At 71.9% G+C, this 15,045-nt stretch carries 12 protein-coding genes; 4 read left to right on the top strand and 8 right to left on the bottom strand.

What is annotated here, in order from left to right; genetic code table 11:
- Positions 1–92 precede the first annotated feature (92 nt).
- The 3 genes from I8D64_RS06755 to I8D64_RS17570 form a co-directional block, all read right to left on the bottom strand.
- On the bottom strand, positions 93–1,298 hold the full coding sequence (locus I8D64_RS06755) for a Gfo/Idh/MocA family protein (protein WP_200501771.1): 1,206 nt from the start codon (positions 1,296–1,298) through the stop codon (positions 93–95).
- A gap of 502 nt (positions 1,299–1,800) precedes the next feature.
- A complete protein-coding gene (locus tag I8D64_RS06750) occupies positions 1,801–2,646 on the bottom strand; it encodes a SurA N-terminal domain-containing protein (protein ID WP_200501770.1) in 846 nt (281 codons plus the stop codon).
- A 274-nt stretch (positions 2,647–2,920) separates the two neighbouring features.
- Positions 2,921–3,931 (bottom strand): transglycosylase family protein, encoded by a 1,011-nt coding sequence (locus tag I8D64_RS17570; protein WP_200501769.1) that lies wholly within the window; start codon positions 3,929–3,931, stop codon positions 2,921–2,923.
- Between the two features lie 552 nt (positions 3,932–4,483).
- On the opposite strand from I8D64_RS17570, the gene I8D64_RS06740 reads away from it, so the two are divergent.
- The 4 genes from I8D64_RS06740 to I8D64_RS06725 all read left to right on the top strand — a co-directional run bounded on the left by I8D64_RS06740 (position 4,484) and on the right by I8D64_RS06725 (position 8,808).
- A complete protein-coding gene (locus I8D64_RS06740) occupies positions 4,484–5,527 on the top strand; it encodes a tripartite tricarboxylate transporter substrate binding protein (RefSeq protein WP_200501768.1) in 1,044 nt (347 codons plus the stop codon).
- Entirely contained in the window at positions 5,524–6,210 is a 687-nt protein-coding gene (locus I8D64_RS06735) for a tripartite tricarboxylate transporter TctB family protein (protein WP_200501767.1), read from the top strand. The genes I8D64_RS06740 and I8D64_RS06735 overlap by 4 nt, the downstream gene beginning before the upstream one ends.
- 1 nt (position 6,211) lies before the next feature.
- Positions 6,212–7,750 (top strand): tripartite tricarboxylate transporter permease, encoded by a 1,539-nt coding sequence (locus tag I8D64_RS06730; RefSeq protein ID WP_200501766.1) that lies wholly within the window; start codon positions 6,212–6,214, stop codon positions 7,748–7,750.
- 107 nt (positions 7,751–7,857) lie between these two features.
- The gene (locus I8D64_RS06725; RefSeq protein ID WP_200501765.1) at positions 7,858–8,808 is read left to right on the top strand and encodes a helix-turn-helix transcriptional regulator; all 951 of its coding nucleotides are present in this window, start codon (positions 7,858–7,860) and stop codon (positions 8,806–8,808) included.
- Between the two features lie 260 nt (positions 8,809–9,068).
- Here I8D64_RS06725 and I8D64_RS06720 read toward each other — a convergent pair whose 3' ends face one another.
- The 5 genes from I8D64_RS06720 to I8D64_RS06700 form a co-directional block, all read right to left on the bottom strand.
- Positions 9,069–9,749 (bottom strand): N-acetylmannosamine-6-phosphate 2-epimerase, encoded by a 681-nt coding sequence (locus I8D64_RS06720; protein WP_200501764.1) that lies wholly within the window; start codon positions 9,747–9,749, stop codon positions 9,069–9,071.
- 122 nt (positions 9,750–9,871) lie between these two features.
- On the bottom strand, positions 9,872–10,945 hold the full coding sequence (locus I8D64_RS06715; protein ID WP_200501763.1) for an ROK family protein: 1,074 nt from the start codon (positions 10,943–10,945) through the stop codon (positions 9,872–9,874).
- Complete coding sequence (locus tag I8D64_RS06710; RefSeq protein ID WP_200501762.1) at positions 10,932–11,891, bottom strand: dihydrodipicolinate synthase family protein; 960 nt, start codon at positions 11,889–11,891, stop codon at positions 10,932–10,934. Before I8D64_RS06710 ends, I8D64_RS06715 begins: the two co-directional genes overlap by 14 nt.
- A gap of 47 nt (positions 11,892–11,938) precedes the next feature.
- Complete coding sequence (locus I8D64_RS06705; protein WP_200501761.1) at positions 11,939–12,772, bottom strand: ABC transporter ATP-binding protein; 834 nt, start codon at positions 12,770–12,772, stop codon at positions 11,939–11,941.
- Entirely contained in the window at positions 12,769–15,045 is a 2,277-nt protein-coding gene (locus I8D64_RS06700) for a dipeptide/oligopeptide/nickel ABC transporter permease/ATP-binding protein (RefSeq protein WP_200501760.1), read from the bottom strand. Before I8D64_RS06700 ends, I8D64_RS06705 begins: the two co-directional genes overlap by 4 nt.

Here is a 15,045-nt window from a genome sequence, read left to right as displayed (position 1 = left end):
TTCGACATCCGGTGGTGGCTGGTGAGCGCCGTGCGGGGACGGCGGGTGACGGGCCGGGGCGCGGCGAACGGCGCGGGCGCCCCGGCGAGGGGTCAGGAGCGTGCGGGGAAATCGCCTTCGTCCGCGATGCGGGCGTTGAGCTCGAGGAGGTATTCGTCGGACGGGAAGTCGGCGAGGTCGATCTCACGGCCGGTCCACGCCGAGAGCTGCATGCCCGAGGCGAGACGCACGCCGTTGATCCCCTCGGCGCCGTCGGCGATGAGCGGGGTGCCGTGGTTGATGTGGGCCGCGAAGTTCGCGAGGACCTGGATGTGCTGACTGCCCCAGACGGACTCGTAGTCCTTGACCTCCGTCGTGTAGAGCGAGCCGGTGTCGATCTGGCCCTGGAAGAGCCTGCGCACGTCCTCGGCGCTCATCCCGTCGCTCAGCGTGCGCTCGTCCTGCGTGAGCCGCGTGATCGTGACCTTCTTCGAGCCCTCGACGACGATCTTCCCGGCGTCGAAGAGCATCTCGAGGCGGTCGGTGCCGATGATGTCATTGGTGGAGGTGAGGAAATGGCCGGTGGCGCCGTCGCCGAAGTCGACGAGCGCGTTGACCTCGTCCTCGGTGGCGATGTCGCGCTGGAAGCCGAAGGCGAGCTTCGCGAAGACGGACTTCGGGATGCCGCAGAGCCACTGCCACAGGTCGAGCTGGTGGGGAGCCTGGTTCACCAGGACGCCGCCTCCTTCACCGCCCCAGGTGGCCCGCCAGGCCGACTGGTCGTAGTACGCCTGCGGGCGCCACCAGGTCGTGATGATCCACGAGGTATGTCGCAGCCGTCCCAGCTCCCCGGAGTCGATGAGGGTCTTGAGGTCCGTGTACACGGGATTCGTGCGCTGGTTGAACATGATCGCGAAGGTCGTCTCGGGATGCGCGGCGGCGACATCGTTCATCTCCTGGACCTGCTTCGTGTACACCCCCGCAGGCTTCTCGGTGAGAGCATGCACGCCTCGCTCGATCGCCGTGATCGTCATCTCGGGGTGCAGGTAGTGGGGGACCGTGGTGACCACGGCGTCCACGGCGCCCGCGTCGAGCATCGAGACGTAGTCGTCGAAGACCGGGACCCCCGGGTGCTCCGTCGCGGCGCGCTCGCGCTTGGCGGGGTCGTCGTCGCAGATCGCCCCGAGCGTCATGCCCTCGACCTTGCCGTCGGACACGAAGCGCGCATACGTCCCGCCCTGCGCTCCCAGGCCGATCACGCCCAGGCGGACGACCTTCTCGGCGTGGGCGGTCTGCTCCGGCTCTGACTGCTCTGTCATGTCTCTCCTTGCGTCGATGCGGTGAGGTCGGTGTGCGGTGGAATCACGGGGAGGGCACAGACGCGTGCAGGTGGGAGGGCTGAGTTCGACCGTCCCCGCCGGGGGGTCGTCGGCCGTCGGCCCGGAAGGTGCTCATGCGCGTCTCCTTGTCTCGTCCTCGAGAGGGGAAGAGGAGCTGCGAGGCGCGCCGCCCACTGCTTCGTCGGCATATGGCGTGGGGAGGACGGGGATGGGCCCCGTCACGCCGGTCCGTCGATGATGGACGCCGCACGGCGATCGGCCACGTTGTTGCCGTGCATTGCTCCGCGCCGCCCTCCGTGGGGCGCGCGACGAACCGGGGCGCCGTACCCGGCACCACGTGAGCGTCGTCCCTGCGGAGGGTCGTGACCGGGACGCGGGAGCGCCGGCGGGGGCGCTCGTGAGCACCCGCCGCCGGCGCGTCGGGACCGGGTGAGGAGAGGGGCCCTCGGCAGCATCCGCGGTCGGCCCTGCGGGATGGACCTCAGAGGTTGATGGTCACGTCCGCGTCCTTGCGCAGGTCCTGGGCGATCTTCGTGGCCGCTTCGCCCTCCTGCTGGGTCTTCGCCTGCTGGGCGAGCTGGTCCTTGACGTCCTTGTAGGCGGGCACCTGCGTGGAGCCCCCGCTGTCGCTCGCGCCGGAGGAGCCGCCGGACTGGCTCTGGGCCTGGCCGGCCTGCTCGTACTGCTTCTTCAGCTGCGCGTACTGCTGCTTGAGCTCCTTCTCGCTGGGATCGGAGATCTTCGCCTTCTTGTCGATGTACGCGGTCAGCTCGAACTGGGAGGCGGCGTCCTGGCGGACCTGCTTCTCGCTCGAGCCCTGCTGCTCGAGAGCCTTGACGACCTCGTCGCCGGACTTCATGCCGTTCTGCTGGGCGATGGTGTCCAGAGTCTTTTCGATGTCGTCGTCCCCGGCCTTGATGCCGGCCTTGTCGGCGGCCTGGGTGAGCAGCTGGTTGTCCACGAGCTGGTCGGCGACCTGCTTCTTGAGCGAGTCCTCGTCGGGCGCCTGCCCGCCGGACTGCTGCGACATGGCGGCCTGCTGGTACTGGGACTCGTAGGCCTTGCTGAACTCGTCCTTGCTGATCTTCGTGCCGTTGACCTCGGCGACGGGATCGGGGACGCCGGAGAGGTCGGGCTTGCCCTGCTCGCCCTGCTGGGACTGCAGGCCCTGCTGGCCTCCGTCGCTCGCGGACTGCTGGGAGCCCTGCTGCTGCCCGGAGCCGGACTGGTCGGCCCCCTGCCCGCCGCCGCAGGCGGCGAGGGCGAGGACGGCGGTGAGGGAGACGGCGCCGAGGGCGCGTCGGGCGGTGGTCCTGATGGTGGTCATGGATCCTCCTGGGGTGGACGGCTCGGGCGACGGTACAGGTCGAACCCTGGGGCCGTGTTCGTGGAGTGTTCAGTGCCCGCCCAGCCCCGGATGGGAGGGACCGACGGCGGATCGACGCCGGGCGGATGCTGAGCTGGTGCGGGGAGCGCGGGGCGCCCTTGCTGCGGGGCGCAGGGACTGCGGGGAACGCAGAAGACCGCGGCGGCGAGGCACGAGTGCTTCGCCGCCGCGGTCTTCGGATCCGCGGAGTGCGGGAGGGACTCCCGAGTCCGGATCAGTACAGGTTCAGGAAGGCCTGCAGGGTCTTGACGCTGCCCGAGTCGAGCTGGTCGCCGCCGTTCTGGGTGGCGCCGACCTGGTGCTCGATGCCCTTGACGGTCGCCGAGCCGAGCTCGCCGTCCTGGGTGTTGCCGGTCCAGGCCTGGACGGCCTTGACGGTCTGGGCGTCCATCTTGCCGGTCTGGTCGATGTTCAGCCAGTCCTGCAGGGCCGAGACGGTCTTCGGACCCATCTTGCCGTCGACGTCCAGGGTGCCCGCCACCGAGATGCCGGGGGCCGAGGAGTTCGAGGAGGAGGACTGCGAGGTGCTCTTCTTCGCGGTCTCCTTGGTGAAGCCGTTCTCGGTGCAGTTGTCGGCGATGCCGTCGCCGTCGCAGCTCCAGTCGCCCTGCTTCTCGCTGGACTTCTTGGTGCCGGAGGTGGACTGCGAGGTGCTCTGCTTCTTCTCGGTCTTCTTGGTGAAGCCGTTCTCGGTGCAGTTGTTGGCGATGCCGTCGCCGTCGCAGCTCCAGTCGCCCTGGGGCTTGCTGGACTGCTTCGAGCTGGTGCTCTTGGAGGAGCTCGAGGAGTTCGAGGACGACGAGTTCGAGGAGGAGCTCTCGTGGCTCGAGCTCGAGGAGCCGCCGCTGGGGATGGAGGCGTTGGAATCACCCGAGCCGGAGAGGCCCTTGCCGCAGACGGGCCATGCGCCCTTGCCCTGGCCGGCGAGCACGCGCTCGGCGACGGCCTTCTGCTGCGCCTTGGAGGCGTTCTGCGGGCTGCCGGTGCCGCCGTACGCCTTCCAGGTGGAGTCGGTGAACTGCAGTCCGCCCTTGAAGCCGTTGCCGGTGTTGGTGGACCAGTTGCCGCCGGACTCGCACTGAGCGACGGTGTCCCACTGGTCGGCGTGGGCGTCGGTGGTGCTGGTCGCCATCATGCCGGTGGCGACGAGGGCGCCGCCGGCGATCGCGATGGCGCCGCGGCGGAGGTATGCGTTGAGCGTCGAGGTGCTCTCATGGGTCGACATGGGAGATGGCTCCTTCGAGAGTCGTCGATAAGGGGGAAGTCCTGGAGCAGCTGCTGAACCGCCGGGGTTGCAAGCGAACCGGGGTGCATCTGCGTCGGCCAACGTACGGGCGGGGCAGGGGCGCGCCTCAAGGCCGGTGAAGAAGAGTTGGCAGAGCTTTGACCTTGAATGCCGGGTGGCTCACACGACACGCCGTTACCTGCGCGTGACCTGAATGTTGAGGGAACGAAGTCTGGTCGTCGCGCCAAGGATCCGGGGCCCAGCACGTGACGTGGCGCGCTCCCGGCGGCGTCGGCCCAGGTCATGTCCGTAAAGAATCGCCGCTTCAGGTAAAAGTGCATGGTGCGACCGTGTGGGGGCCATGGTGCGGCCGCGCGCGAGTCCGGGCGAGCTCCCGCCACGCGGGCAGGACGCGCGGAGCACGGCCGTGCCGCGCTAGGGTGTCGGCTCCTCCCTCTCCGGCGCGGACCCTGTGCGGTCCGGACCGGGCCCGCTCGGCATCGCCGCCGCGCACCTCCTCACGGTGGCGCGATGCCCCGTCCCAGGAGTCCCATGCCCCCCGAAGAACCACCGAACGACCAGCCGCCGGCATCACCACCGGACTCGGGATCGGCCCCGCCGCGCCGCACGGCCCTGAAGGCGCTGGGCGGCATCGTCGCCGCAGGCGCCATCGGCACCGCCACCTACGGGTCGATCGCCTCCGCCTCCGGCGGCGAGGACCTGCGCTCCTCCCTCACGATCATCGCCCCCGCCGCCGCCGGCGGCGGATGGGACACCGCGGCGCGCTCGATGCAGCAGGCGCAGCGCGCCGGCGGCATCGTGAACAACACGCAGGTCGTGAACATCCCCGGCGCGGGCGGCACCATCGCACTGTCCAGCCTCGCCAGCCAGCGCGGTCACGCCGAGACCCTCATGATCGGCGGCACCGGCCTGCTCGCGGCGACCATCCAGTACGGGTCCTCGACCACCCTCGAGGACGTCACGAACCTCGGCGTCGTCGTCGAGGAGAACGACGTGATCGTGGTGCCCGGCGATTCCGAGTTCGAGAGCCTCGACGACCTCGTCGAGGCATGGACGAACGACGTGGGCGGCATCCCGTGGACGGGCGGCGGCTCCTTCGACCAGCTCGTGGTCACCCAGCTCGCCGTCGCCGCCGGCGTCACGGGCTCCGACGTCAACTACATCTCCTCCGACGGCGGGGGAGAGGCCACCCAGGCCCTGCTGAACGGCACCGCGAAGGCCGCCTCGAGCGGCTACCCCGACTCCGTGGACATGATCGAGTCCGGGAGGCTGAAGGCCCTCGCCGTCGTCGCCGAGAAGCCGATCGACGGCATCGACCTGCCCACCACCGTGGACCTCGGCTACGACGTCACCCTCACCAACTGGCGCTCCATGCACGCCCCGGCGGGGATCAGCGAGGACGAGATCTCCCAGCTGCTGGCGATCATCGAGGAGACGATCGCGACGCCGGACTGGAAGGAATCGGTCCGCCACTACCACTGGGCGGAGAACATCGTGGACCGCGACGAGGTCCAGCACTACCTGGACGAGCAGGCCAAGCTGATCCGCTCGCTGTACGAGGAGCTCGGCGTATGACCACCGCACCGCAGACCCCTGACACCCCGTCGGCCGACGGGCCGGCCCTCGACGCGGCCGACGGCACTGCCCTCGACGCGAACGGCGGCACGACGCTCGATCCGGCCGACGGCACGACGCCCGGCACCGCCCTCGACCCCGACGCCTCGTCGGCCGAGCCGGAGACCGGTCTCCTCGCCGAGCTGTCCGTCCCCATCGTCATGGCCGCCTTCGCGATCTACCTGTTCGTGGGCCTCGTGACCATGAAGCTGCCCGAGGGGACCTCGTTCCCCGGTCCGCGCTTCGTCCCCGAGATCCTCGCCGCGGGCATCGCGCTGCTCGTGGTCGTGCAGGTCATCAGCGTCGTGCGCCGTCACAGCCCGCTCGCGCCCGACCGCACCCGCCCCGCCGGGCGCGACGAGACCGAGGGCATCGCGGGCACCGTCACGCGTCGCCTCGGCATCGCGTGGGGCCCCTTCGCCTGGGCAGTGGGCGGCTTCGCCGTGTTCGCGGTGACCCTGCCCTACCTCGGCTGGATCCTCGGCGGCGGACTGCTGTTCTGGTGCGTCTCGCGGTCCTTCGGGTCCCGCCGCCCGCTCATGGACGTGGTGGTCGCGCTCGCGGTCTCCTCCGTCGCCTACATCTGCTTCGACATGGCGCTCGGGCTCGCGCTGCCCTCGGGCCTGCTGGGAGGGAGATTCTGAGATGGATTCGATCAGCATGCTGCTGGGAGGGCTCGGCGACGCCCTCAGCGTCACGAACCTGCTGTGGGTGCTCATCGGGTGCCTGCTGGGCACCGCGGTGGGCGTCATGCCCGGACTGGGGTCCTCGATGGCGGTCGCGCTGCTGCTGCCCGTCACCTTCGCCCTGGATCCGACGGCGGCGTTCATCATGTTCTCCGGCATCTACTTCGGCGGTCTCTTCGGGGACTCGACGATGGCGATCCTCATGAACACCCCGGGCCAGGCCTCCGCGATCGCCTCGACCTTCGAGGGCCACGCGATGGCCCGCGCGGGACGCGCGCCGCAGGCCCTCGCGACCGCCGCGATCGGCGCCTTCGTGGGCGGCATGGCGGCATCGGTGCTCGTGGTGTTCTTCGCGCCGTGGCTCGCGGCCTTCTCCACGAGCTTCGGTCCCGCGGAGTTCTTCGCGCTCGCCGTGTTCGCCTTCTTCGCGACCAGCTCGGTGCTCGCCGACTCCGCGATCAAGGGCCTGCTGGCCCTGCTGCTGGGCATCGGCATCTCGGTGATCGGCATCGACGGCGTCAGCGGCGCCCCGCGCTTCACCGCGGGCTCGCCGCTGCTGTTCGACGGGATCTCGCTGGTCACCGTCACGGTGGGGATGCTCGCGCTCGCCGAGGTCATCTACGTGGCCTGCCGCGAGCGCTTCGACCCCACGCGCGCACCGATGAAGGCCTCCGGCCGTCCGTGGCTGAACCGCGCAGAGCTCAAGGAGGCGGCCCCCGCCTGGGCGCGCGGCACCATCATCGGTCTGCCCTTCGGCGTGGTCCCCGCCGGCGGGTCCGAGCTGCCCACCTTCCTCGCCTTCGGCCTCGAGCGCCGCCTGGACGCGCGGCGCAGGAACCCGCGCTTCGGCAAGGGCGCGATCCGGGGCCTGGCCGCACCGGAGGCCGCGGGCAACGCGACCACCGGCATGGCGATGGGCGCTCTGCTGGCCCTCGGTCTGCCGGTCTCCGCGACCGCCGCGATGATGCTCGCCGCCTTCCGCCAGTACGGGCTGCAGCCCGGTCCGCTGCTGTTCGACCGCTCCGCGGATCTGGTCTGGACGCTGCTGGCGAGCTTCTTCCTCGCGATGATCGTGCTGCTGGTGATCAACATGCCCTTCGCCCAGCTCTGGGCGAAGCTGCTGCTGATCCCCAAGCCGTACCTGTACGCGGGGATCGCGATGTTCTGCGGGCTGGGCATCTACGCGACCAGTCCGTCGGTCGCCGATCTGCTGATCCTGCTGGTGATCGGGCTCATCGGCTTCCTGATGCGGCTGGCCGACTACCCCCTGGCCCCGCTGATCATCGGCATGGTGCTCGGACCGCTCGCGGAGACCAATCTGCGCGATGCGCTCATGAGCTCGGACGGAAACGCCCTCGCGCTCCTGGACGGGCCCATCGTCTGGCTCATCTATGCGCTGCTGCTGGGGGCGATCGTGCTGACGGTCGTCTCCGCGGTGCGGCGCAGCGCGGCGGCCAGGCGGGCCGCGCGGGACGCGCCGACGGACGTCATCGTCTGAGCGGTGGACGGCCGCGACCCTCCGCCGAGGGGCGCGGACGGAGCGCGAGGACGTGAGGGGCACTGGCAGGGTCTGGCACCCTGCCGGTGCCCCCGTAGTCTTCGAGCATGGATCCGATCACCGAGCTGCGGGAGTTCCTCGCCTCGCGCCGTGCCCGCGTGCGCCCCGAGGATGCGGGCCTGCCCGCCTTCGGCAGCCACCGCCGGGTCGAGGGGCTGCGCCGCGAGGAGGTCGCCCTGCTCGCGGGGATCAGCGTCGAGTACTACACCCGCATGGAGCGCGGGCGCGTCGGGTCCGTCTCCGAGGAGGTCCTGCGCGGCATCGCCCGCGCCCTGCTGCTCGACGACATCGAGTCCGAGCACCTGGGGCGGCTGGTGCGGGCCGCGGGTGCGCGCCGCGGGCCCGCGGCCCGCTCCCCGAGACCGGTCGGCGCTGCTCCCTCGCGGGTCTCGGACACCGTCCACCGGATGCTCGACATGCTTCCTGCGCCCGCCTTCGTGCGCAACGGCCGCTTCGATGTGCTCGCCGCGAACGCGATGGGCAGGGCGCTGTACAGCCCTGTGATCGAGTCGATGAGCGAGCCGAACACGGCGCGCTTCGCCTTCCTGGTGCCCTCCGCCCAGCAGTTCTTCGTCGACTTCCCCGGCGCGCAGCGCGACGTGGTCGCCTTCCTGCACGCGGAGGCCGGTCGCGACCCCTTCAGCAAGGACCTCCAGGACCTCGTCGGCGAGCTCTCCACGCGCTCCGACCGCTTCCGCGAGCTGTGGGCCGAGCAGGACGTGAAGCTCCACCGCGCCGGCACCAAGCATCTCCGCCACCCGCTCGTGGGGGAGATGGTGCTGGACTACGAGGCCTTCGAGATCTCCGCCAGCCCGGGCCTGCGGCTGAACGTGTACACGGCCGCACCCGGCTCGAGCGCGGCCGACGCGCTCGCGGTGCTCGGCAGCTGGGCGGCGAGCACTGCGGACGGGGCCGACGGGGCCGACGGACGGGATGCGGCCTCGGACGAGGATCCGAGCGCGGGCGCCTCGCCCCGGAGCCTCCGCCGCGAGTCCTGACGGACGGGTCCTGACGGCCAGGTCCCGACCGACGGTGGGTCGCGACCTCAGACCCGCTCGGTGAAGGCGACGGGCGTGCCCGTCGCCCGCGCATGCGCGATCTCCCGGCGCGTGGACTCGCCGAGGTACCCGTCGGGGTTCACCACGAGGACACGATCGGCGAGGTCGATCTTGCCCAGGTGCAGACGATCTCGGGACGATCTGACGGAGCCATGGTGTCCCCGAGCGCGTCCCGGACCCTATGCTCCCGCCGGTCCATCTCAGGACTCGACCGCGTCGCGGAACCAGGTGGTGAGGGTCGTGGGGTGAGTGATCGCGGTGCCGACGACCACGGCGAACGCCCCGGCATCTGCGCAGGCCGCGGCCTGCGCGGGCGTGTGCACACGGCCCTCGGCCACGAGCACGGAGGTCGCGGGCAGCGCTCTTGCGAGCTCGCCCAGGAGCTCGAGGTCGGGGCCCTCGGTGCGGGGACGCGCATCGGTGTAGCCGGCCAGCGTGGTGCCGATGACGTCGGCTCCCGCCCCTGCCGCGGCGAGGGCTGACTCCACGCTGTCGCAGTCGGCCATGATCGGACCGGAGAAGCGCTCGCGGACGGCGGCGACGGTCTCGGCGAAGGAGCGGCCGTCGGGGCGGGGGCGCGTGGTGCCGTCGAGCGCCAGGACGTCCGCGCCGGCATCGAGGACGGCGAGGCAGTGATCGAGGGTGGGCGTGATGAAGACGCCCTCCGTGCCGTCCTTCCAGATCCCGATCACGGGGACGTCCACGGCCTCCTTCACCTGCCGGATGTCCTCGAGGCCCTGGGCGCGCACCGCGGCCGCGCCGCCGCGCTCGACGGAGGCCGCGATCTGCGCCATGGTGCCGGGGTCGCGCATCGGCTCTCCGGGATAGGCCTGGCAGGACACGATGAGACGGCCCTCGAGGGCGGAGACCAGGGGATGCATGGCGGGATCCTTCCGGGAGCGGGAGCGGGAGCGGGAGCGGGAGCGGGAGCGGGGACTGAGGCTGCGCGTCGGGGACTGGAGGACAGGCGGACCAGACGGGCGCCGGGGCGCAGGATGCCGGGTCAGGAGATCGCCCAGGCCGCCGCCCCCAGCAGTGCCGCGCGCGAACCGGCCCGCGCGCGGACCACGGGGGTGGCCGCGACGACGTCCATCGCCTCGCGCGCGACGCCCTGCCTGAGGGCATCGTCCCAGACCTCGCTCGCGCCGACCACGCCGCCCGCGAGGGCCACGGTCTCGGCGTCCAGCACGTTCAGGAGCGAGCCGATGACGCGGCCCGTGGCCAGACCGGCCAGGCGATAGGCCTCGCGGGCCGGGCCGTCTGCGGCGCGCGCGGCGGTGGCCAGGGCGGGGCCGTCGGCGCACTGCGCCGCGTTCGCGCCGAGCCGTCGGGCGAGGTCGAGGATCCCGGGCCCGGAGGCGAGTCCCTCGAGGTGCCCGACGCGACCGCACGTGCAGGGGACGGACGCGGCCTCGGGGACGGTCACGTGGCCCACGTGGCCCGCGGCGCCGCGCACGCCCACGACCGGCCTGCCGTCGACCACCTGGGCGCCGCCGATGCCCGTGCCGACGGCCACGAGCAGCAGGGAGGACGCGTCCCGTCCGGTGCCGAACAGGGCCTCGCCGAGCCCGTGCGCGTGGACGTCGTTGAGCGCTCGCGCGGGGAGTGCGAAGCGTTCCGTGAAGGCGGCGGCCACGCGCGTGCCCGGCCACCCCGGCAGCGAGGAGGTCGCGTGCGTGATCTCCCCGCGCGCGACGTCGACGACGCCGGCGGTCGAGATGCCGACGGCGGAGAGCCGGTCATCCGCTGCGCCGGCCCTGCTCGCAACGCCGGTCCTGCTCACACCGCCGGTCCTGCTCCCACTGCCGCTCGGGTCGCCTGTCACGTGCGATGCGGCATCGAGGGCCGCCTCGAGCACGGCCCGGGCCCCTTCGCGCGCGGGGGTCGGGACGGTCGCCTCCTCGAGCACCTCGGCGCGGGAGCGGTCCGGGGCGATCCTCACCCGTGCGGCCGTGATCTTGGTGCCGCCGATGTCGAGCGCGAGCACCGTGAGCGCAGCGCCGCCGGCCGCGGCGGCCTCCGAGCCATGGTCCGTCGCCGTGGGCTCCGTGCGCTCCGCGTGCTCAGCGGACGGCATCCAGCAGTCCCGCCTGGTCGAGGATGGCGCGGATGCGGTCGACCGCCTCACCCTCGATGGAGGTCATGGGCAGCGACATCGCGTTGGTCGAGATGACGCCCAGCTCGCGCAGCGCGGTCTTGAAGGCACCCACGCCGGCGGCGGGGCCTACCTTGTCGGTGGGCTGGAAGACGATCTCGAACAGCGCCGCGAGGCGATCCTGCTCGGCGCGCACGGTGTCCCAGTCGCCCGCGCGGGCCGCGCGGTCCATGCGCACGTATCCGGCGGGATCGACGTTGCCGAGCCCCGGCACCGAGCCGTCGGCCCCCGAGAGGTAGGCGCCGTCGACGACGACCTCGTGGCCGGTCAGCAGCGTCAGCGGGGACCCTGCCGCGCGGTTCATTTCGGCGAGGCGGCGGAAGGCCACGTCGTCGCCGCTGGAGTCCTTGACCCCGGCGATCGCGCCGTCGGCCGCGAGCTCCATGAGCTGGGCGGGGGCGAGCTTGACGTGCACGCAGACGGGGATGTCGTAGGCCCACACTGGCACGGAGGAGGCCGCGCCGATCGCCCGGAAGTGGGCGCCGATCTCGTCGGGACCGGTGATCGCGTAGAACGGCGCGGTCGCGACGACACCGGCGACGCCGTGCTTCTCGGCGGCCCGCACGTGGGAGATCACCCGGTGGGCCTGCATGTCGATGACGCCCGCGAGCACCGGCACCTGACCGGCGACCTCGCCCACGACGGCGTCGAGCACGCGGTCGCGCATGGCGTCGTCGTGGTAGGCGACCTCGCCGCTCGAGCCGAGCGCGAAGATGCCGTCGACCCCGGCCTCGACGAGTCGGCCGACGAGCCGGCTCAGGCTCGCCCGGTCGAGGTCGCCCTCGGCGGTCAGCGGGGTCAGCAGCGGCGGGACGACGCCCCGCAGCGCGGTCGATCCGTCGGTGGTCTCGGGTGCGGTGGTGGTCATGGTGTCTCCTCCGAGAAGTTCGTGCGCAGTTTCGATGATTCCTGTGCTCAGAGCAGCGTGGGAGCCGCGGCGAGTAGGGAGCGGGTGTAGGGGTCCTCGGCGTCGGCGAAGACCTGTGCGGCGGGGCCGTGCTCGACGGCGCGTCCGCGGTTCATCACCAGGATCTCGTCGGAGACGAAGCGGACCGTCGAGATGTCGTGGGAGATGAAGACGAGACCCAGGCCGAGCTCGGCCTTGAGGTCCATGAGCAGGTTGAGCACCTGGGCGCGGACCGAGACGTCCAGGGCACTCGTGGGCTCGTCGGCCACGATCACGTCCGGTTCCAGGGTGAGGGCCCGCGCGATCGCGACGCGCTGCCGCTGGCCGCCGGAGATCTGGCGGGGGAGAACGTCGAGCGCGGAGACGGGCAGGCCGACCTGGTGGACGAGCTCGGTGACCCGATCGAGGCGCTCCTTCTCGGTGCCGATGCCGTGGACCCGGAGGGGGTCCATGAGCGCCTCGCGGACGACGAGTCGCGGATTGAGGGCCGTCGCCGGGTCCTGGAAGACGACCGAGATGGTGCGGCCGAGGTCCCTGCGGGCGGCGCGGGAGCGTCCCAGCGCCGAGCCGTGGAAGAGGACCTCGCCGCTGGTGACCTTCTGCAGTCCGGTCATCACGCGCGCCAGGGTCGACTTGCCCGAGCCGGATTCGCCGACGATCCCGAGCACCTGTCCGCGGTCCACGCTCAGGCTGATGCCGTCGACCGCGCGGATGGTGTCGGGGTGCAGGAGCGAGCCGGTGCGCAGGCGGTGCACCACGTGCACGTCGCGCAGCTCGATCACCGGGCAGTCGCTCCGGTCGTCGCGTGCGGCGCCTCTGGGGCGGGCATCCTGGGCGCTCATGAGCGGACTCCTCGGTCGTCGGTCTGCGATGCGGGGCGAGGGGACCCGCCGGTGGTCGGGGCCGTGCGCTGCGCGGACGGATCCGGGGCGCCGTCGAAGGACAGCGCGGCGGGGACCCGGTCGATCGTCGCCACCAGGTGCTCGCCGGCCCGGGGCCCGGCGGAGGCACCTGCGAGCTCGCGCTCCTCGATCGCGACGAGCCGCGGGCGCACGTCGGGGCGGGCCGACGGATCCTGCGAGCGCGGGGCGAAGCGGTCCCCGGTCGCGAACTCCCGCGGCGAGGGCACGGTCCCGGGCACCTGCAGCAGGCGCTCGGCACGGGCCTCGATCGAGAGCACGGAGCCCAGCAGGCCCCGCGTGTACTCGTGGCGGGGATCGGTGAGGATCTGGGCGGTGCTGCCCTGCTCCACGACCTGGCCCGCGTACATCACGGTGATCCGGTGGGCGAGCTGGGAGACCAGGGCGAGGTCGTGGCTGACGAAGACCATCGCGAAGCCCAGCTCCTCGCGCAGCCGCTCGAGCAGCTCCACGACCTGCCTCTGCACGGTCACGTCGAGTGCCGTCGTGGGCTCGTCGGCGATCACCAGGCGGGGGTCGCGGGTCAGCGCCATCGCGATCAGCACGCGCTGGCGCTGCCCGCCCGAGAGCTCATGCGGGTAGGAGGAGAGCGTGCGCGCGGGCTCGAGGCCCACGAGCTCGAGCAGCTCCTCCGCGCTGCGGGTGCCGCCGCGAGAGGTCAGCTGCTTCATCTGCGAGCGGATCAGCATCGAGGGGTTCAGCGAGCTGAGCGCGTCCTGGTAGATCATCGCGACGTCGTGGCCGCGCAGCGCGTTGAGCTGCTTCGATCCCAGGTCCAGGACGTTCCTCCCGTCCAGGAGCACCTCACCGCTCACCCGCGCCGTGCGGGGGAGCAGTCCCATGATCGCGAGGCTCGTGACGGACTTGCCGGACCCCGACTCGCCCACCAGTCCCATGGTCTCGCCGGGGCGCACCGAGAACGAGACGTCGTCGACGATGTCGACGTCGCCGTGCGCTTCGGGGAAGGCGACCCGCAGGTTGCGCACCTGGAGGATCGGGGCGCCGCTCGCGGGCTCGGGACGCTCGCCCCGCGCCTGCTCGGCCTCGCGGAGCCTGCGCAGCGAGTCGTGCAGGACCTGTCGGGCGGTGTCGGCGTCGGTCGCGCCGAGCACGTCCTCCGCAGGCACTGCGCCCTCGTCGACCGACGGCTCGGCCTCGGAGCGCTCGACGACTGCGCCTCCGGCCCGCTCCGCCCCGGCCCTCTCCGCCCCGGGCTGCTCGTCCGCGGCGGGGCGCGCGACGGCTCGGGCGTCCTCGACCACGGGGCTCTGCTCGGCCTCCTCCAGGATCTTCTCCTGCGCGCGCTCGTCGGCGTCGACGTCGACCGACGCCTTGATGCGGGGGCTCGCGAGGGTGTCGGTGAGGCCCTCGGAGAGGATGTTCAGGGCGAGGACGGTGAGCAGGATGGCGACGCCCGGGAAGAACGTCGGCCACCAGTAGCCCGCCAGGAGCACGGCCTTGCCCTCGCTCATGATGTTGCCCCAGGAGGGCGAGGGCGGCTGCACGCCCGCGTTGATGAACGAGAGCGAGGCCTCGAAGACGATCGCGTCGGCCACGAGCACGGTCGCGAAGACCATGATCGGCGCGAGGCAGTTGCGCGCCACGTGCTTGAACAGGATCCACGCCGTCGAGGCGCCCATGACCTGCGATGCCGCGACGTAGTCCTCGCCGAACTGGGCGAGCACGTTCGCGCGGACCACGCGCGCCAGCTGCGGCACGTACAGGAAGGCGATCGCGAAGATGATCACCGGCAGCGAGGTGCCGAAGACCGCCACGAAGACGGCCGCGAGCGCGATGCCGGGGAACGCCATGATCACGTCGAGGATGCGCATGACGACCTCGGAGGGCAGCTTCGCCGCGGTCGCGGCGAAGGATCCCAGGACGGCGGCGACCACGAGCGCTGCGGCCGTGGCGCACAGACCGATCAGCAGCGAGGAGCGGGCGCCGTGCAGCAGTCGCGAGAACACGTCGCGGCCCACGCTGTCGGTGCCCATCCAGTGCTCCGCGCTCGGTGGCTGCACGGGGGAGCCGGTCGCGAGCGGGTCGAAGGGGCTGATGACGGACGCGAGTGCGGCGGCCAGGATCAGCACGGCGAGGAAGCCCAGGGCGATCTTCGAGGGCAGGGGGAGGGAGCGCAGCGCGCCCGGGCGGGCGCCGCTGACGGAGGCGAGGCGGGAGCCGAGTCGTCGTCGCAT

Source organism: Brachybacterium halotolerans (genome assembly GCF_016623465.1).
Taxonomy (GTDB): domain Bacteria; phylum Actinomycetota; class Actinomycetes; order Actinomycetales; family Dermabacteraceae; genus Brachybacterium; species Brachybacterium halotolerans.
Note: the sequence above shows the minus strand (reverse complement) of the source record. Positions and strands in the feature narration are given on the sequence as shown.

Coding starts and splice junctions, on each gene's coding strand:
- I8D64_RS06720 (WP_200501764.1), bottom strand. CDS start 9,749: ATGCATCCCCTGGTCTCCGCCCTCGAGGGCCGTCTCATCGTGTCCTGC.
- I8D64_RS06755 (WP_200501771.1), bottom strand. CDS start 1,298: ATGACAGAGCAGTCAGAGCCGGAGCAGACCGCCCACGCCGAGAAGGTC.
- I8D64_RS06725 (WP_200501765.1), top strand. CDS start 7,858: ATGGATCCGATCACCGAGCTGCGGGAGTTCCTCGCCTCGCGCCGTGCC.
- I8D64_RS06710 (WP_200501762.1), bottom strand. CDS start 11,891: ATGACCACCACCGCACCCGAGACCACCGACGGATCGACCGCGCTGCGG.
- I8D64_RS06700 (WP_200501760.1), bottom strand. CDS start 15,045: ATGCGACGACGACTCGGCTCCCGCCTCGCCTCCGTCAGCGGCGCCCGC.
- I8D64_RS06715 (WP_200501763.1), bottom strand. CDS start 10,945: ATGCCGTCCGCTGAGCACGCGGAGCGCACGGAGCCCACGGCGACGGAC.
- I8D64_RS06735 (WP_200501767.1), top strand. CDS start 5,524: ATGACCACCGCACCGCAGACCCCTGACACCCCGTCGGCCGACGGGCCG.
- I8D64_RS06730 (WP_200501766.1), top strand. CDS start 6,212: ATGGATTCGATCAGCATGCTGCTGGGAGGGCTCGGCGACGCCCTCAGC.
- I8D64_RS06705 (WP_200501761.1), bottom strand. CDS start 12,772: ATGAGCGCCCAGGATGCCCGCCCCAGAGGCGCCGCACGCGACGACCGG.
- I8D64_RS17570 (WP_200501769.1), bottom strand. CDS start 3,931: ATGTCGACCCATGAGAGCACCTCGACGCTCAACGCATACCTCCGCCGC.
- I8D64_RS06750 (WP_200501770.1), bottom strand. CDS start 2,646: ATGACCACCATCAGGACCACCGCCCGACGCGCCCTCGGCGCCGTCTCC.
- I8D64_RS06740 (WP_200501768.1), top strand. CDS start 4,484: ATGCCCCCCGAAGAACCACCGAACGACCAGCCGCCGGCATCACCACCG.